Consider the following 12998-nt stretch of genomic DNA (forward strand, 5'->3'; position numbering starts at 1 on the left):
AAAAAAATGATTTAGATGGGTCGTTAGCTCAGTCGGTAGAGCAGTTGACTTTTAATCAATTGGTCGCTGGTTCGAATCCAGCACGACCCACCATCATTTCAAGAATCCCAGGTCGTTTAGCTCAGCTGGGAGAGCACCTCCCTTACAAGGAGGGGGTCACTGGTTCGATCCCAGTAACGACCACCATATTCGCAAGCGAGGCTGAGATATCAGCTGCGGTTGCAGAGAAAGTCCCCACTCAGATGGGGATTTTTTTTTGCCTGAAATTCAGTGAACAGCTCTTTCTATTGTTCGATCTCTTAACCTGTCCCGTCAGCTCCCGCCTTATCCAAGCGCCCTTTTCCATTCCCGCTCTTGGTCTGCTGATGTCTGCTCATCTTATTGCAGCTCCTTGACCGTCGCCTCTGGCGAGAGGCAATAAAAAGGGCAGGCCAAGGCCTGCCCGCACGGATTCGCAAGGTGCTACATGATCCCGCGGATCAAGATCCCGCTGATCAGCAGCGGCGCCACCACGCGCCAGCACCAGAGCAGCGCCAGACGCAGGGCGGGTGACAGGCCTACAGGGAGAATGGCATCACCCAGGCGCCAGCCCAGCAGCAGGGTCAGTACCAGACCAAACAGCGGCATCATCAGGTTGGAGGTCAGATAGTCGAGCAGCTCGAAGATGGTCTTGCCAAACAGGGTCAGATCGCTCCATGGGCCGAACGACAGGCTCACCGGAATGCCGGAGGCCATGATGAGCAGAGTCAGTACCCTGCAGGCGCCACGACGCGACCAACCCCACTCCTCGGTAGTGAAGCGCACCAGATGCTCAAGCATGGAGATGGAAGAGGATAGGGCTGCGACCAGCAGCAACAGGAAGAAGACCACACCTAATCCCTGACCGAACGGCAGATGACTGAACACGGCTGGCATGGTCATAAAGGTGAGCCCTGGGCCCGCGGTGGGATCTATGCCGGTGGAGGCCAGCGCCGGGAAGATCATCAAGCCCGCCAGCACCGAGATAAGGCTTGCCAGTGTGACCACCCAGACCCCGGAGCGCAGCACCCCTTCGCTATTGGGCAGGTAGGCGCCATAGGTAGTGTGTACCCCGAGCCCGATGGAGAGGGAGAAGAAGGCCAGCCCCAGCGCATCCAGCACGCTCTGTCCGGTCAGCATGGAGAAGTCTGGCAGCAGCAGCTGGCGCACACCCGCCATGGAGCCGGGCATGGAGAGGCCAACCCCCACCAGCAGCAACATCATGATGAAGAGCGCGGGCATCATCCAGCGCAGTGCCCGCTCCACCCCTTTCTGAATACCCCCCTGCACGAACCACCAGGTCAGGCCTGCGAAGATCAGATGGGTCAGCACCGGCCACCAGGGGTTGCTGACATAGCCGTTGAACAGGGCGGTGAGGGCGCTTCCTTCGCTCAGATTGAGCTTGCCAGCCATCGCCAGCGCGGCGTAACCCACGGTCCAGCCGCCCACCACGCTATAGAAGCTGTAGATAAAGAAGCCGCAGGCGATCCCCATATACCCCATCCAGCGCCAGTTCGGCCCCACCAGTTTGCGGAAAGCGCCGAGCACCCCGCGCTGACTATGGCTGCCGAGCAGAGTTTCGCCGACCTGTACCGCTACCCCCAGGGTGAAGCTGAACAGCAGAAACACCAGCAGAAAGGCGCCACCGCCATTGGTGGCGGTCACATAGGGAAACTTCCAGATGGCACCAAGGCCAATCGCGGTGCCTGCTGCGGCCAGCACATGACCGAGACGGGAAGACCACTGAACCTGGCTCATACAACCTCCGGGTAACACGACATCGAAGCAATACTCCTGAGTAGCAATAAACGACAGACCATAAAAAAGGCCGCCTGAGGCGACCTTTGCAATGAACATTCAGAAAAACTGTGCGTGCAAGGTCACCTCTCTTGCGAGCTAAAAAATCGACCAAACAGCACGAGGATGGCAGACATGAGGTGGCAACCTGACCAATGAATGAGGGAACAGCCTAAACCATGGAAAGAATAATTGACACATAAAATCAAAATTTTTTATGTGTGCCGCTGTCATCACTCTGGCTATACGTACAGCTCAATGGGGGAAAACCTCGCCGGGCCGTATCTTTTCTACCTTGTGGCTATTTACTGGGCGATAATCGACGTAGCTTCTTCTGGAACTAGTGGCCGCGACATGGCGCCGACGGGAACAACGATGAGACAGGATGTCGTATGAGATGGATGGTGCTGCCCTGGTTACTGATCAGCCTGAGTGTGTCGGCGCAGTCCGGATTAACCCTGCTGAGTCACGACTTACCCCCCTTTACCGAATACCGCGATGGCAAGCTTGATGGCTTCGCCATTCGTTTGATTGATGAGGTGCAGGAGGAGCTTGGCACCCGCTATCCGGTGCGGATTTACCCGCTCAAGCGGGCGCTGGCGCTGGCACGGGTCGAGCCCGGCTATGGATTGTTCGTGGTACAGCGGCTCCCGGAACGGGAGCCCCATTTCAAATGGGTTGGCCCGCTCTTTATCAATCGGGTCTTTATCTATCAGGCACCGGATAGTCGCCACCCGCTGACCTCGCTGGCGCAGTTGCGAGATCTGCCCAGAGTGGGGGTCGTGCTGGGTAATGCCGATGATGTGCGGCTGACCCATGAGGGCTACACCAATCTTGTGCGCTACAAGACAGTCGGGGAGGCGATAGAGCGGCTGATGCTGGGCAAGATCGATGCCTTGCCGATGGCGGAGCTGGTGATGGAGGCCACCCTCGACAAGATGGGGTTATCCCGGCGCAGCATCGTCAGCAGTGGCGTGCTGCTCCATCAGGCCGGTCTCTATATCGTCTTCTCCAAGGGAACGGATGATGCCGAGATCACCCGCTGGCAGCATGCCCTGGAGGCCGTCAGAGCCGCCCAGGGGCGGGCCGATGAGCCCACCCGCGAAGAGTAACCGTCACACCAGACCGCGAATCAAGATCCCGCCGATCAGCAAGGGGGCAATCCAGCGCCAGCAGTTCATCAGCAAGTGATGCCAGTGGCTGGCAATCCCCTGCGGCAGTGCCTTGCGCCCCAGCTTCCAGCCCAGCAGCAGCGTCAGCATCAGGCCGAACAGCGGCATCATCAGGTTTGAGGTGACAAAGTCCAGCAGCTCGAAAATGGTTTTGCCAAACAGAGTGGCGTGTTGCAGCGGGCCAAACGACAGGCTGACCGGAACACCGCTAACCATGACGAATCCAGTGATGGCGCTGCAGGCCGTGCGGCGTGACCAACCCCAAGTCTCGCACAGGAAGCACTGCAAATGCTCCAGCAGGGAGATGGCCGAGGAGAGCGCAGCAAAGACCAGCAGGGCGAAGAAGATCACCTCAAGCACCTGACCGAAGGGCAGCAGCTGAAACACCGCTGGCATGGTCATAAAGGTGAGGCCGGGGCCGGATGCCGGGTCGATACCGGTCGAGGCCAGCACCGGGAAAATCATCAGCCCCGCCAGTACCGCCACCATGCTGGCCAGCAGCACCACCCAGAGGCTGGAGCGACCAACCCCTTCGCTGGTCGGCAGATAGGCGCCGTAGGTGGTGTGGATGCCAAGACCGATGGAGAGGGAGAAGAAGGCCAGCCCCATGGCATCGAGCACGCCGGACATCCCCAGCTTGCTGAAGTCGGGCATCAGGAAGTGACGTACTCCCGCCATCGCATTGGGCAGGGTGAGGCCAAAGGCGACCAGCATCAGGATCATCAGGAACAGGGCCGGCATCATCCAGCGCAAGGTGCGCTCCACCCCTTTCTGAATGCCTCCTTGTACCACCATCCAGGTGAGGGCGGCAAACAGCAGGTGAGTGAGGATTGGCCAGACGTCGCCGCTGACATAGTCATTGAAGCGGGCGGTGAGGGCCGCCGCATCCCCATGGTTGAGCTGACCGGAGATGGCCATGCCGGTATAACCCAGGGTCCAGCCGCCCACCACGCTGTAGAAGCAGTAGATGAGCAGGGTAGAGATCACCCCCATTACCCCAACCCATCGCCACTGTTTGCCGAGCAGCTCGGAGAAGGCACCGACCACCCCGCTGCGACTCATGCTGCCGAGCAGGGTTTCTCCCATCAGTACCGCCACCCCCAGGGTGAAGCTGAACAGCAGAAAGACCAGCAGGAAGGCGCCGCCGCCGTTGACGGCGGTGACATAGGGGAATTTCCAGATTGCGCCGATACCGACCGCGGAACCCGCTGCGGCGAGAATGTAGCCGAGTCGGGATGACCATTGGGACTGCTTCATAAGAACTCCAATCGAGCGCCCCTTGGCAGGGGCAGAATGGCGCTCATGTTACGGAGGTCACGGCGCAATCACTACGACGGTTATCAGGTGTAAATACGATTTATTGGCATGATTGTCTAATTTAATTCTGTTTTTAGCCCAATCCTGCCACCAAATAAAAAACCGGAGCGAGATTGCTCCGGTTTGGTCTCTGACAGCTGCTCGTCGGCGGACTAGATCACCCCGAGCTCCCGCAGCCGCTCCATCAGGTAGCTGTGGGCAGTATGGCGCTCGGAGAGCACCACATCCGGGCGCGGGTGGAGGAACAGCGGCAGGGAGATACGCGACTTGGCGGCGCTGCCACCGGTCGGGTTGATGACCCTGTGAGTAGTGGAGGGGTAGTAGCCGCGAGAGGCCTCCTGCAGCATGTCGCCGATATTGATGATGAGGGTGCCAAAGTCGCACGGCACGTCCATCCACTCGCCGTCGGAGCCCTTCACCTGCAGCCCTGGCTCGTTGGCGGCGGGCAGAATAGTGAGCAGGTTGATATCTTCGTGGGCGGCGGCGCGGATGGCGCCCGGCTCCTCGGTGCCATCGAACGGCGGATAGTGCAGCACCCGCAGCAGGGTCTTCTGGCTCTCTTCGATCATCGAGGAGAGCGGGCAGCTGTAGTGAGCGGCGATATCGGCCGGGGTGTACTGCTCGACCCAGCTCAGCAGCTCGGCGGCCAGACCGTTGGCCAGACGATAGTACTCCATCGCCTGCTCCTTCAGCTCTTCCGGTATCTGGCCCCAGGGGTAGATGTGGAAGTACTCCTTGATGTCTTTCTGGCTATGGCCCTTGGCCACCTCGGAGACCGACGGCGGGAAGTAGCCATCCTGGGTTTCGCGGTTGAACAGGAAATCCTGCTTCTGCTCGCTCATGAAGAAGCGATACCAGTTGTCGTAGATGGACTGCACCAGCTCTTTCGGGATGGGGTGGTTGGTCAGCACGCCAAAGCCGGTGGTTCGCAGGGATTCGGTGAAGCGTTGGGCCGCATCGGGTGAGCGGTAATCGACGGTCAGGACTTTCATTGTTTTTGTTGCGCGCAAGTTAAAAGATGGCGCAGTTTACCTTGCACCTGATAACAAGGAAAGCAGGTTGGCCGCCCCGTCTGGCACGGCGTTGAATAGTGACAAAAACATCAAATAAACCGCGTCAGATCGCACGGGGGCGCATCCCTTGTTATGGCCTTTTATCCTCTCTAGAATGCCGCTCACTATCTTTTCCGGAGTCTGTTCATGTCCCCCAAAATCCTGTTGCTGACCCTGCCGGTATTGCTGGCGGGATGCAGTGCCCTGTCAGAAGATGAGTGCCGTACCATGAGTTGGTACAACCTGGGTTATCAGGATGGATCGGAAGGCAAAACCCGTCAGGCGACCCGCGATTACGTTTCGTCTTGCAGCGAATATGGCCTCAAAGTGGATGAGGCCGAGTGGAAACGGGGCTACGACAAGGGGCTGGAGCTCTACTGCATTCCCGAGCTGGCTTACAGCAAGGGCAAGGAGGGGCAGGCTTATCTGGGGGTATGCCCCAATGACGCCAGCTTCCTCAAGCAGTATCAGCGTGGCTACGAAGAGTACAAACTGGCTGCCCGCCTGCGGGAGATCAGCGACGAGCTGGAGCGTACCGAGCGGGATATCGATACGCTTGAACGCAGCATCCGCAACGAAACCAACACGGAACAGCGCGACTACTACCGTGCCAAGCGCGATCGGGCCATTCGCCACTACGAATCCCTGCGCCGGGAGTACAACCGTCTGCGTTATCCGGATCGGGTGATCCAGTTTTCCTTCGGCGGTTAATCCCTCTCTTCATGGCCAGCCCGCGTGCTGGCCATGTTGTATCCTGTCAGATCAGGGCAGTACCCAGCGCTGCAGCGCCAGTGCGATACCATCTTCGTTGTGGTCGGCCGTGACCCGATGGGCATGGCTCTGGATCTGCGGGGCCGCATTGCCCATGGCCACTGCCAGCCCAACTTGCTCGAACATGCTGATGTCGCTGTTGTTGTCCCCAAACGCCACCACCTGATCCATCGCAATCCCTTCGCTGGCTGCCCACTGGGCAAGCCGGTTGCCCTTACTGCAACCGGGCTGTACCAGCTCCACCGCATAGGGGGCCGCCCAGTCGCGGGTAAAGGGCATCTGCTCGACCACCTCGCCCATAAAGGTGTGCAGGCGTGCCGGATCCTGATTGAACAGCTCCAGTTTCCAGACCGGGTTGTCGAGCCAGCCTGCCAGCTCCTCGACCGGGTGGAGGGCGATCTTGAGGTGGTCCGGCTGATTGGCCGACCAGTGGCGGATGCGGGTGACATGCTCTTCGCAGCCGATGTAGCCGATCCCCTCGCTCAGGTGGAACAGGGCGCCCATCTGCTGTGCCTCGACCGCGGCCAGCAGCTCGGTAAGCGGGGCGGCCGCCAGCGGGTCGCCGCTGAGGATCCGGTTTTGCACCGGATCATAGAGATAGGCGCCATTGCTGCAGATGAGGGGGGTATCGAGGGCCAGCTCGTGGTGGAAGGGGCGTGCCGTCATGTAGTGGCGCCCCGTGACCAGCAGCACCTTGATGCCGTGGGCGCGGGCCTGCGCCAGGGCTGCCCGGGTGGCCGACGAGATCTTGTGATCCCGGGTCAGCAGGGTGCCATCCATATCGAGCGCGATGGCCTTGTACTCACTCATAGCTCCTCCAGCATCGAACAAATCCGCAAAGAGCTTTACCGTCCCAGACCCGGCGCCCCGATGCAAGTCTTGCCCGCAGCCGAAGCTCCGAACTGTGATCCCTTCGTGGCTCAGGTGCAGCTGGCCAGCTGTTGACGACGGTCGGCACGGCGGCGCAGCAGATAGAAACCGGCGGCACTGGCAAGGGAGCAGAGGGTGGCGAGATAGAAGGGCCACTCGGTACCGGCCAGCAGCACCAGACTGCCGAGCAGCACCGCCAGGATCTCGCTGCCCACGGCGAGGGCGCGGTAGAGCCCCATCGCCTGCCCCTGTTGCTCCGGGTGACTGCGGTTGGAGATCGCCACCGAGGTGGCCAGCTCCCCCAGACTCATGCCTATGCCAGCCGGAACGAAGGTGAGTGCCAGCCCCCACCAGTGCACGGGCAGGATAAAGAGCAGCATGCCGCTCGCCATCACCAGATGGCCGACGATGCCGAGGGAGCTGCCGCGCCAGTGACGGGCGATGCGGGAGCCGAGCCAGGAGCCCGCCATCATAGGCAAACTCACCAGCACTGCCGCTTGCGCCAGCTGGGCCGGATCCCAGGCCAGCCGCTCCACCAGCCAGATATTGAAGTAGGTGAAATAGAGCTGCACGGCGCCATAGCTGATCAGGGTGAGTGCGAAGTAGGGGAGCAGGGCCGGTTGCAGCAACAGCTGGCGGCCGGAGAGGGTCGGGGCCTGCTGGGCGGCCGCCACCGGCGGACGATAGGGGATCAGCCAGTACACCAGCAGCAGGTTGAGCAGGGTCATTCCTACCGCCAGCCAGGCGGCCAGACTGTAATCCCCCGAGATCACCGCGGCGTAGCCCCCGATCATCGGCCCCACGACCCAGCCCAGATTCATGCCGATGTTGATCCAGGCGAAGCTGCGGGTCTTGTGCTCCTTGCCGGCGAGATCCGCCGCCATCGCCTGCACGATGGCGATGTTGCCGTTGCACAGCCCCTCCACCACCCGGCTGAGCAGCAGCAGGGGGAGGGAGCGCCAGGCGATACCGAGTGCCATCAGGGCATAGCCTGCCAGTACCCCCGCCAGCGAGAGCAACAGCAGTGGCTTGCGGCCATAGCGGTCGGAGAGGCGACCGAGCCAGGGGCTGCCCACCAGCTGGAACAGGGGATAGAGCCCCATGATGACCCCCAGCCACAACTTGCGGCTCCAGTCGGAGGCTTCCGGCGTCAGCATGCCGTGGGACGGATCCAGCAGCAAAGGTGCCAACACCGGGGAGGGGAGACTGAAACCTGCAACTGCCAGCGTGACCGTCATGACCAGCACCCAGAGGGGATTTTTGTGCCCGTGTTTCTCCATGTCGCACCCATTAAGTAAAGTTATTGGTTTATTTATGCTGATTCATAGACGTGATTAAGTAAAGTGAATTGTTGATTTAATAAAGGGCGCTCCCCATAATGAGATCATGAACGCAAGCACCGACAAGATCCTGTTTCTGCTCAAGAGCCATGGCCCGCAGAGCGCCGCCGCGCTGGGGGAGCAGTTGCAGATGACCTCCATGGGCGCCCGCCAGCACCTGCTCGCACTGGAGCAGGAGGGGTGGGTCACATTCAGCGACGAGGCGCGCGGGCGCGGTCGTCCCATGCGGCTGTGGCAGCTAACCGAGCAGGCCTGGCAGCGCTTCCCCGATAGCCATAGCGATCTGACCGTGCAGTTGATCGACAACGTGCGCGAGCTGTTTGGCGAGGAGGGGATGGAGCGGCTGATCCAGCAGCGAGAGCAGCAGATGCTTGCTCGCTATCAGGAGGTGCTGGGGTCCCATGGCCTCTCTGGCCGGCTGGCGGCGCTCAAGGAGCTGCGCACTCGCGAGGGCTACATGGCGGAGATCCGCCGCGAAGAGGATGGCAGCTGGCTGCTGTGGGAGAGCCACTGCCCCATCTGTGCGGCGGCGCGCACCTGCCGCGGTTTCTGTCGCAGCGAGCTGGCGCTGTTTCGCCAGCTGCTGGCGCCGGCGACGGTGGAGCGGGAGCAATATCTGCTGGAGGGGGCGCATCGCTGCCTCTATCGCATCACGCCGCCCGCGCTCTGATTGCGCCAAACGCCCAAAAACAACAAAGCAGGCGCCGGGATGCCTGCTTTGTTGCCTTCGGGGAGGGGGTTCTCTCGTTCCAGCCCGTCGTTTCCCGATAAGGTAAGACGGCTGATGGGGCTCTTGACCCGGTAAGGTCCTTCACCGCAGAGACCCGGTCAGGTATCTGCTTTGCCACCGGAAGATGTAACCATAGTATCCCTCCCGTGCCGGTGAGTGGTTGCAAAGTAACCACTTATTTCGGTTGTTTTTGCAATAGTTCACCCTTAATCTAGGAAAAGTGGATTAGTCATTGCAACGAGGAAGGGTAGATGCTGAAACTTGATCGCATAGACAGACATATTCTCGAGCTGATGCAGGAGAATGGCCGCATCAGCAATCTGGAACTGGCCGAGCTGGTCGGGCTCTCCCCGTCCCCCTGCTCCCGCCGGGTCAAGGCGCTGGAGGATGCCGGCCTCATCGACACCCACGTTACTTTGCTCAACGCCCGCCAGCTTGGCCTCACCCTCACCGCCTACATTCACATCTCCATGGACAGACACACGCCCGAGCGGTTCGAAAACTTCGATCGCGCCATCAGCGAGTTGCCCGAAGTGCTGGAGTGTGACCTCATCACCGGCAACGATGCCGACTACCAGCTCAAGGTGGTGGTGCGCGACATGGAGCACTACCAGCACTTCCTGCTGGACAAGCTGACCCATATTCCGGGGGTGACCGGGGTGCGCTCCAGCTTCGTGCTGCGCCGCATCAAGCACAAGACGGCGCTGCCGCTCAACCATCTGGGTTGAGGCTGCGCAAACCGCTTAATAGAAACAGAAAGAGGAGGCCACTGGCCTCCTCTTTTGCTATTCGCTCTTGGTTATTCGGTAGTGGTTATCGGTCTGGATTAGCTGTCGCGGTGACGGGGCGACTGCCGCTGTCAGACGCTGACCTGGCTGATGTCTTCCACCTGCAGCAGCCAGCCGCTCAGCTCCTGCTGCGGTTCGCCGCTAACTCGCAGCCGCTCGCCGGTCGGCACCCACTGCCCCTCGGGCAGGGATACCAGCAGGCTCTCGCTGCCGTTGTCGAACAGCCAGCGATCTTCGCCAAGCGATTCAATCAGATAACCTTCCATCTCCACTCTGGACTCGGCTTGCCAGGATGGCGCAACGGAATCACGGCTCTCGATGAAATCCCCCTGAACACCAAAACTGGCTAGCCCCCACAGAATGGAGAGCCCGACGATGGATGTTTGCATCTTGTCTCTCCTCTTTTGGAACTGTAGGGCCAGTATGGGAACAGAAAACTGAGCGCACCATGAACAAGGTGGCAAAGTGCTGGCTAGATCGCGAAAAAATCCGGTCAATTGGCCGGCATAGTCATTTTATGGTGTCTGGATCACACTATTTGGCGGCTTCTTCTGCCATCCGTTCAGCTCTTGGCTTATTCGTCCACATGGCTACCCCGCGATGATCCCCACAGATCCCCTCTGCCACCACGGCGCGAACCCGGGTGCCATCTTTGCAAATGGCCTGCCAGGCGTCGGCATCATCGATGGCGAGCGAGTTGGGGGACGGCGTGGTTTGGCAAGCCGTGAGCAGCAGAGCGCACAGGGGGAGCAATTTTTTCATGGCGGACTCCTCGGGGTGATGGGGGACTGAGAGGATTGGGATGACCTCTCCATCCGGGCTTCACTCCCCAGCATCAGTGATAACCGGTTAAGGGGCAAGGGGAGGGGTCACCGACAGGCGCAGGTGCCGTGCAGTTGGGGCTTGCCCTGTGCCCTCCTTGGGCCTAAGGTGGGGCCGTTTTATTGCCTGATTGAAGGAGCGTTTTCATGTCCACTCTCTATCCCCGCGTCGGGGTCGGCGTCATCCTGACCAACGCCCAAGGCCTGGTGCTGCTTGGCAAACGCAAAGGGAGCCATGCCCCCTACTGGTCGATCCCGGGTGGTCATCTGGAGTTGGGGGAGAGCTTCGAGTCGGCAGCGATCCGCGAGGTGGCCGAGGAGACGGGACTGGAGATCCAGGGGCCCGAGGTGGTAGCGGTGACCAATAACCTGGAGACCTGGCGCGAGAGCGGGCTGCACTATATCTCGGTGACGCTGCACGCCCGGGCCGATGGCGAGCCGCAACTGCTGGAGCCGGAGAAGTGCGAAGGCTGGGTCTGGTGCGATCCGCGCGAGTTGCCCGAGCCCCACTTCGATGCCAGCCGCCAATCCATCGCCTGCTGGCTGGCGGGACGCTGCTATCTGCCGAGTGATGCGCCAATGGTGTCGGCCTAATCAGTCTGATTGTCATAAAACGATCATCGCGCTGTCATAATATCCCCTCTCCATCGGGAGAAGAGGGATGAGGGAGAAGAGCGTGGGACAGGTATTTATTCAGTTTTTATGGCTGGGATGCATCAGCTTTGGTGGTCCGGCCGCTCATATCGGCTATTTCCAGCGCACCTTCGTCCAGCGGCTCGGCTGGCTGACACAGGCCGAATTTGCCCGCTTGCTGGCGCTGTGCCAACTGCTGCCGGGGCCCGCCTCAAGCCAGCTTGGTTTCGCCATCGGTCGTCATCGCGCCGGTCTGGGCGGGGCGCTCTCAGCTTTTCTTGGCTTCACGCTGCCCTCATTTCTGCTGCTACTGGCGGCCGCGATCGGCATCGGCCAGCTGGGCAGCAATCTGTGGCTCGACGCTGCCTTGCATGGCCTTAAACTGCTGGCGCTTATCGTGGTGGCCGATGCGGTGCTCACCATGAGTCGTCAGTTCTGTGCCACGGGAATGACTCAAGGGATCATGGTGGTAACCGCTGCTGCGCTCTGGTGGCAGCCCGGTCTGCTGACTCAACTGTTGATGCTGGCGGGAGCGGCGCTGATCTGTGCCCGCAGCCAGCGCGGGGCAGGCAGTGGGCCAGCCACCGCCGAGCTGCCTGCTGCCGCTGCCAGTCAGCCTCATTGGCCGACCCTGCTGCTGTTTGGCATCCTTTTTATCGGTCTGCCGCTGCTCGGCAGCCCGCTTGGCCAGCTGGTTGCCGACTTCTATCGCGCCGGTAGTCTGGTGTTTGGCGGTGGTCATGTGGTGCTGCCGTTGCTGCAAGAGAGCGTGGGACACACTCTCAACGAGCAGCAGTTTCTGACCGGTTACAGCCTGGCCCAGTTGGTGCCGGGCCCCATGTTTACCCTTGCAACCTATCTTGGCGCCCAGCAGCAGCCCGAGATGCCGATGATCGGGGCCCTGTTGGCGACCCTGGCGCTCTTTGCACCCGGCTTTCTGCTGCTCTGGGCGGTGGGCCCCTGCTGGCAACAGTGGCTGGCCCGGCCCCGTCTGGCGGGGGCTGTCACCGGCATCAATGCTGCCGTAGTGGGCTTGTTGCTGGCGGCCCTCTATCAGCCGGTGTGGCAGAGTGCGGTGCTGGCGCCGACCGATCTGGCGCTGGCGGCCATCGGCTTTTATCTGCTGCGGGTGTTGAAGTTGCCGGTGCCGGCCATCGCGGCCCTGTTGGTGATGGCTGCTATCCTGCTGGCGTGAAGCCGGTGAAATCCCGATAAAAACGGCGCCTCCGTGATGGAGGCGCCGTTTTTATTGCAATGGGTAAGTCGCTTAAGCGTCGGGATCGAAATCCAGACTCAGGCTGTTGACGCAGTAGCGCTGGCCGGTCTCGGTCGGTCCGTCGGGGAAGACGTGACCGAGGTGAGAGCCGCACTGGCGGCAGGTAATCTCCACTCGCTTCATGCCGTGGCTGTTGTCCTCGGTGTACTCCACCGTCCCCTCGATGGCCTTGTCGAACGAGGGCCAGCCGCAGCCGGAATCAAACTTGGCTCCTGAGTGAAACAGCACGCTCTTGCAGCAGACACAGAGGTAGTCGCCGCTCTTGCGATTGTGGAGCAGGGCGCCGCTGTAGGGGCGCTCGGTGCCCTTCTCCCAGCAGACGTGAAACTGCTCTGCGGTCAGTTTGCTGCGCCACTGTTCCGGATTGTTACTGCTCATACCGACTCCTTGCCATCCATACCGGAGCCCAGCAT

14 protein-coding genes and 2 tRNA genes are annotated in these 12998 nt (G+C 60.8%); 8 read left to right on the forward strand and 8 right to left on the reverse strand.

Going from position 1 to position 12998, the window contains the following annotated elements; genetic code table 11:
* Positions 1-17: 17 nt before the first annotated feature.
* Both OKC43_RS11515 and OKC43_RS11520 read left to right on the forward strand, forming a co-directional pair.
* A tRNA-Lys gene (locus OKC43_RS11515) sits at positions 18-93 on the forward strand.
* Between the two features lie 17 nt (positions 94-110).
* Positions 111-186: transfer RNA gene (locus OKC43_RS11520), tRNA-Val, on the forward strand.
* Between the two features lie 276 nt (positions 187-462).
* Here OKC43_RS11520 and OKC43_RS11525 read toward each other — a convergent pair.
* Positions 463-1776: a sodium-dependent transporter gene (locus OKC43_RS11525; protein WP_005362979.1), complete on the reverse strand. Its 1314-nt coding sequence runs from the start codon at positions 1774-1776 to the stop codon at positions 463-465.
* Between the two features lie 431 nt (positions 1777-2207).
* Here OKC43_RS11525 and OKC43_RS11530 point away from each other — a divergent pair, with 431 nt between their 5' ends.
* Positions 2208-2927 (forward strand): substrate-binding periplasmic protein, encoded by a 720-nt coding sequence (locus OKC43_RS11530; protein ID WP_139440735.1) that lies wholly within the window; start codon positions 2208-2210, stop codon positions 2925-2927.
* Between the two features lie 3 nt (positions 2928-2930).
* Here OKC43_RS11530 and OKC43_RS11535 read toward each other — a convergent pair whose 3' ends face one another.
* A complete protein-coding gene (locus OKC43_RS11535) occupies positions 2931-4244 on the reverse strand; it encodes a sodium-dependent transporter (RefSeq protein WP_236272718.1) in 1314 nt (437 codons plus the stop codon).
* 212 nt (positions 4245-4456) lie between these two features.
* Positions 4457-5296, reverse strand: coding sequence for an isopenicillin N synthase family dioxygenase (locus OKC43_RS11540; RefSeq protein WP_236272719.1), 840 nt, complete (start codon positions 5294-5296; stop codon positions 4457-4459).
* Positions 5297-5503: 207 nt separating this feature from the next.
* Here OKC43_RS11540 and OKC43_RS11545 point away from each other — a divergent pair, with 207 nt between their 5' ends.
* Positions 5504-6067: a DUF2799 domain-containing protein gene (locus OKC43_RS11545; RefSeq protein ID WP_005362971.1), complete on the forward strand. Its 564-nt coding sequence runs from the start codon at positions 5504-5506 to the stop codon at positions 6065-6067.
* A 51-nt stretch (positions 6068-6118) separates the two neighbouring features.
* Here the strand turns inward: OKC43_RS11545 and OKC43_RS11550 are convergent, their stop codons facing one another.
* Together OKC43_RS11550 and OKC43_RS11555 are read right to left on the reverse strand one after the other, a co-directional pair.
* Complete coding sequence (locus tag OKC43_RS11550) at positions 6119-6937, reverse strand: Cof-type HAD-IIB family hydrolase (protein WP_236272720.1); 819 nt, start codon at positions 6935-6937, stop codon at positions 6119-6121.
* Between the two features lie 110 nt (positions 6938-7047).
* Positions 7048-8277 carry an MFS transporter gene (locus OKC43_RS11555; RefSeq protein ID WP_236272721.1) on the reverse strand — a complete coding sequence of 410 codons (1230 nt, stop codon included), beginning with the start codon at positions 8275-8277 and terminating at the stop codon, positions 7048-7050.
* A gap of 106 nt (positions 8278-8383) precedes the next feature.
* Here OKC43_RS11555 and OKC43_RS11560 point away from each other — a divergent pair, with 106 nt between their 5' ends.
* Together OKC43_RS11560 and OKC43_RS11565 are read left to right on the forward strand one after the other, a co-directional pair.
* The gene (locus OKC43_RS11560; RefSeq protein WP_236272722.1) at positions 8384-9007 is read left to right on the forward strand and encodes a helix-turn-helix transcriptional regulator; all 624 of its coding nucleotides are present in this window, start codon (positions 8384-8386) and stop codon (positions 9005-9007) included.
* A gap of 311 nt (positions 9008-9318) precedes the next feature.
* Entirely contained in the window at positions 9319-9795 is a 477-nt protein-coding gene (locus OKC43_RS11565; protein WP_005304871.1) for an Lrp/AsnC family transcriptional regulator, read from the forward strand.
* A 131-nt stretch (positions 9796-9926) separates the two neighbouring features.
* Here OKC43_RS11565 and OKC43_RS11570 read toward each other — a convergent pair whose 3' ends face one another.
* Both OKC43_RS11570 and OKC43_RS11575 read right to left on the reverse strand, forming a co-directional pair.
* Complete coding sequence (locus OKC43_RS11570) at positions 9927-10244, reverse strand: hypothetical protein (RefSeq protein WP_101529649.1); 318 nt, start codon at positions 10242-10244, stop codon at positions 9927-9929.
* A gap of 145 nt (positions 10245-10389) precedes the next feature.
* On the reverse strand, positions 10390-10617 hold the full coding sequence (locus tag OKC43_RS11575; RefSeq protein ID WP_040068243.1) for a hypothetical protein: 228 nt from the start codon (positions 10615-10617) through the stop codon (positions 10390-10392).
* A 206-nt stretch (positions 10618-10823) separates the two neighbouring features.
* Here OKC43_RS11575 and OKC43_RS11580 point away from each other — a divergent pair, with 206 nt between their 5' ends.
* Positions 10824-11270, forward strand: a complete 447-nt coding sequence (locus OKC43_RS11580; RefSeq protein ID WP_101529648.1) for a nucleotide triphosphate diphosphatase NUDT15 — start codon at positions 10824-10826, stop codon at positions 11268-11270.
* Between the two features lie 82 nt (positions 11271-11352).
* Positions 11353-12504, forward strand: a complete 1152-nt coding sequence (gene chrA / locus OKC43_RS11585) for a chromate efflux transporter (RefSeq protein ID WP_409010837.1) — start codon at positions 11353-11355, stop codon at positions 12502-12504.
* 72 nt (positions 12505-12576) lie between these two features.
* Here the strand turns inward: chrA and msrB are convergent, their stop codons facing one another.
* Entirely contained in the window at positions 12577-12963 is a 387-nt protein-coding gene (gene msrB / locus OKC43_RS11590; RefSeq protein WP_040068248.1) for a peptide-methionine (R)-S-oxide reductase MsrB, read from the reverse strand.
* Between the last annotated feature and the right edge of the window lie 35 nt (positions 12964-12998).

Origin of the sequence: Aeromonas sp. Y289-2, from assembly GCF_027705925.1 — a bacterium.
Taxonomy (GTDB): domain Bacteria; phylum Pseudomonadota; class Gammaproteobacteria; order Enterobacterales; family Aeromonadaceae; genus Aeromonas; species Aeromonas veronii.

What these genes read in the sequence shown, in the direction of transcription:
- OKC43_RS11525 (WP_005362979.1), bottom strand. Translation starts at nt 1,776, where the DNA reads ATGAGCCAGGTTCAGTGGTCTTCCCGTCTCGGTCATGTGCTGGCCGCA.
- OKC43_RS11530 (WP_139440735.1), top strand. Translation starts at nt 2,208, where the DNA reads ATGAGATGGATGGTGCTGCCCTGGTTACTGATCAGCCTGAGTGTGTCG.
- OKC43_RS11535 (WP_236272718.1), bottom strand. Translation starts at nt 4,244, where the DNA reads ATGAAGCAGTCCCAATGGTCATCCCGACTCGGCTACATTCTCGCCGCA.
- OKC43_RS11540 (WP_236272719.1), bottom strand. Translation starts at nt 5,296, where the DNA reads ATGAAAGTCCTGACCGTCGATTACCGCTCACCCGATGCGGCCCAACGC.
- OKC43_RS11545 (WP_005362971.1), top strand. Translation starts at nt 5,504, where the DNA reads ATGTCCCCCAAAATCCTGTTGCTGACCCTGCCGGTATTGCTGGCGGGA.
- OKC43_RS11550 (WP_236272720.1), bottom strand. Translation starts at nt 6,937, where the DNA reads ATGAGTGAGTACAAGGCCATCGCGCTCGATATGGATGGCACCCTGCTG.
- OKC43_RS11555 (WP_236272721.1), bottom strand. Translation starts at nt 8,277, where the DNA reads ATGGAGAAACACGGGCACAAAAATCCCCTCTGGGTGCTGGTCATGACG.
- OKC43_RS11560 (WP_236272722.1), top strand. Translation starts at nt 8,384, where the DNA reads ATGAACGCAAGCACCGACAAGATCCTGTTTCTGCTCAAGAGCCATGGC.
- OKC43_RS11565 (WP_005304871.1), top strand. Translation starts at nt 9,319, where the DNA reads ATGCTGAAACTTGATCGCATAGACAGACATATTCTCGAGCTGATGCAG.
- OKC43_RS11570 (WP_101529649.1), bottom strand. Translation starts at nt 10,244, where the DNA reads ATGCAAACATCCATCGTCGGGCTCTCCATTCTGTGGGGGCTAGCCAGT.
- OKC43_RS11575 (WP_040068243.1), bottom strand. Translation starts at nt 10,617, where the DNA reads ATGAAAAAATTGCTCCCCCTGTGCGCTCTGCTGCTCACGGCTTGCCAA.
- OKC43_RS11580 (WP_101529648.1), top strand. Translation starts at nt 10,824, where the DNA reads ATGTCCACTCTCTATCCCCGCGTCGGGGTCGGCGTCATCCTGACCAAC.
- msrB (WP_040068248.1), bottom strand. Translation starts at nt 12,963, where the DNA reads ATGAGCAGTAACAATCCGGAACAGTGGCGCAGCAAACTGACCGCAGAG.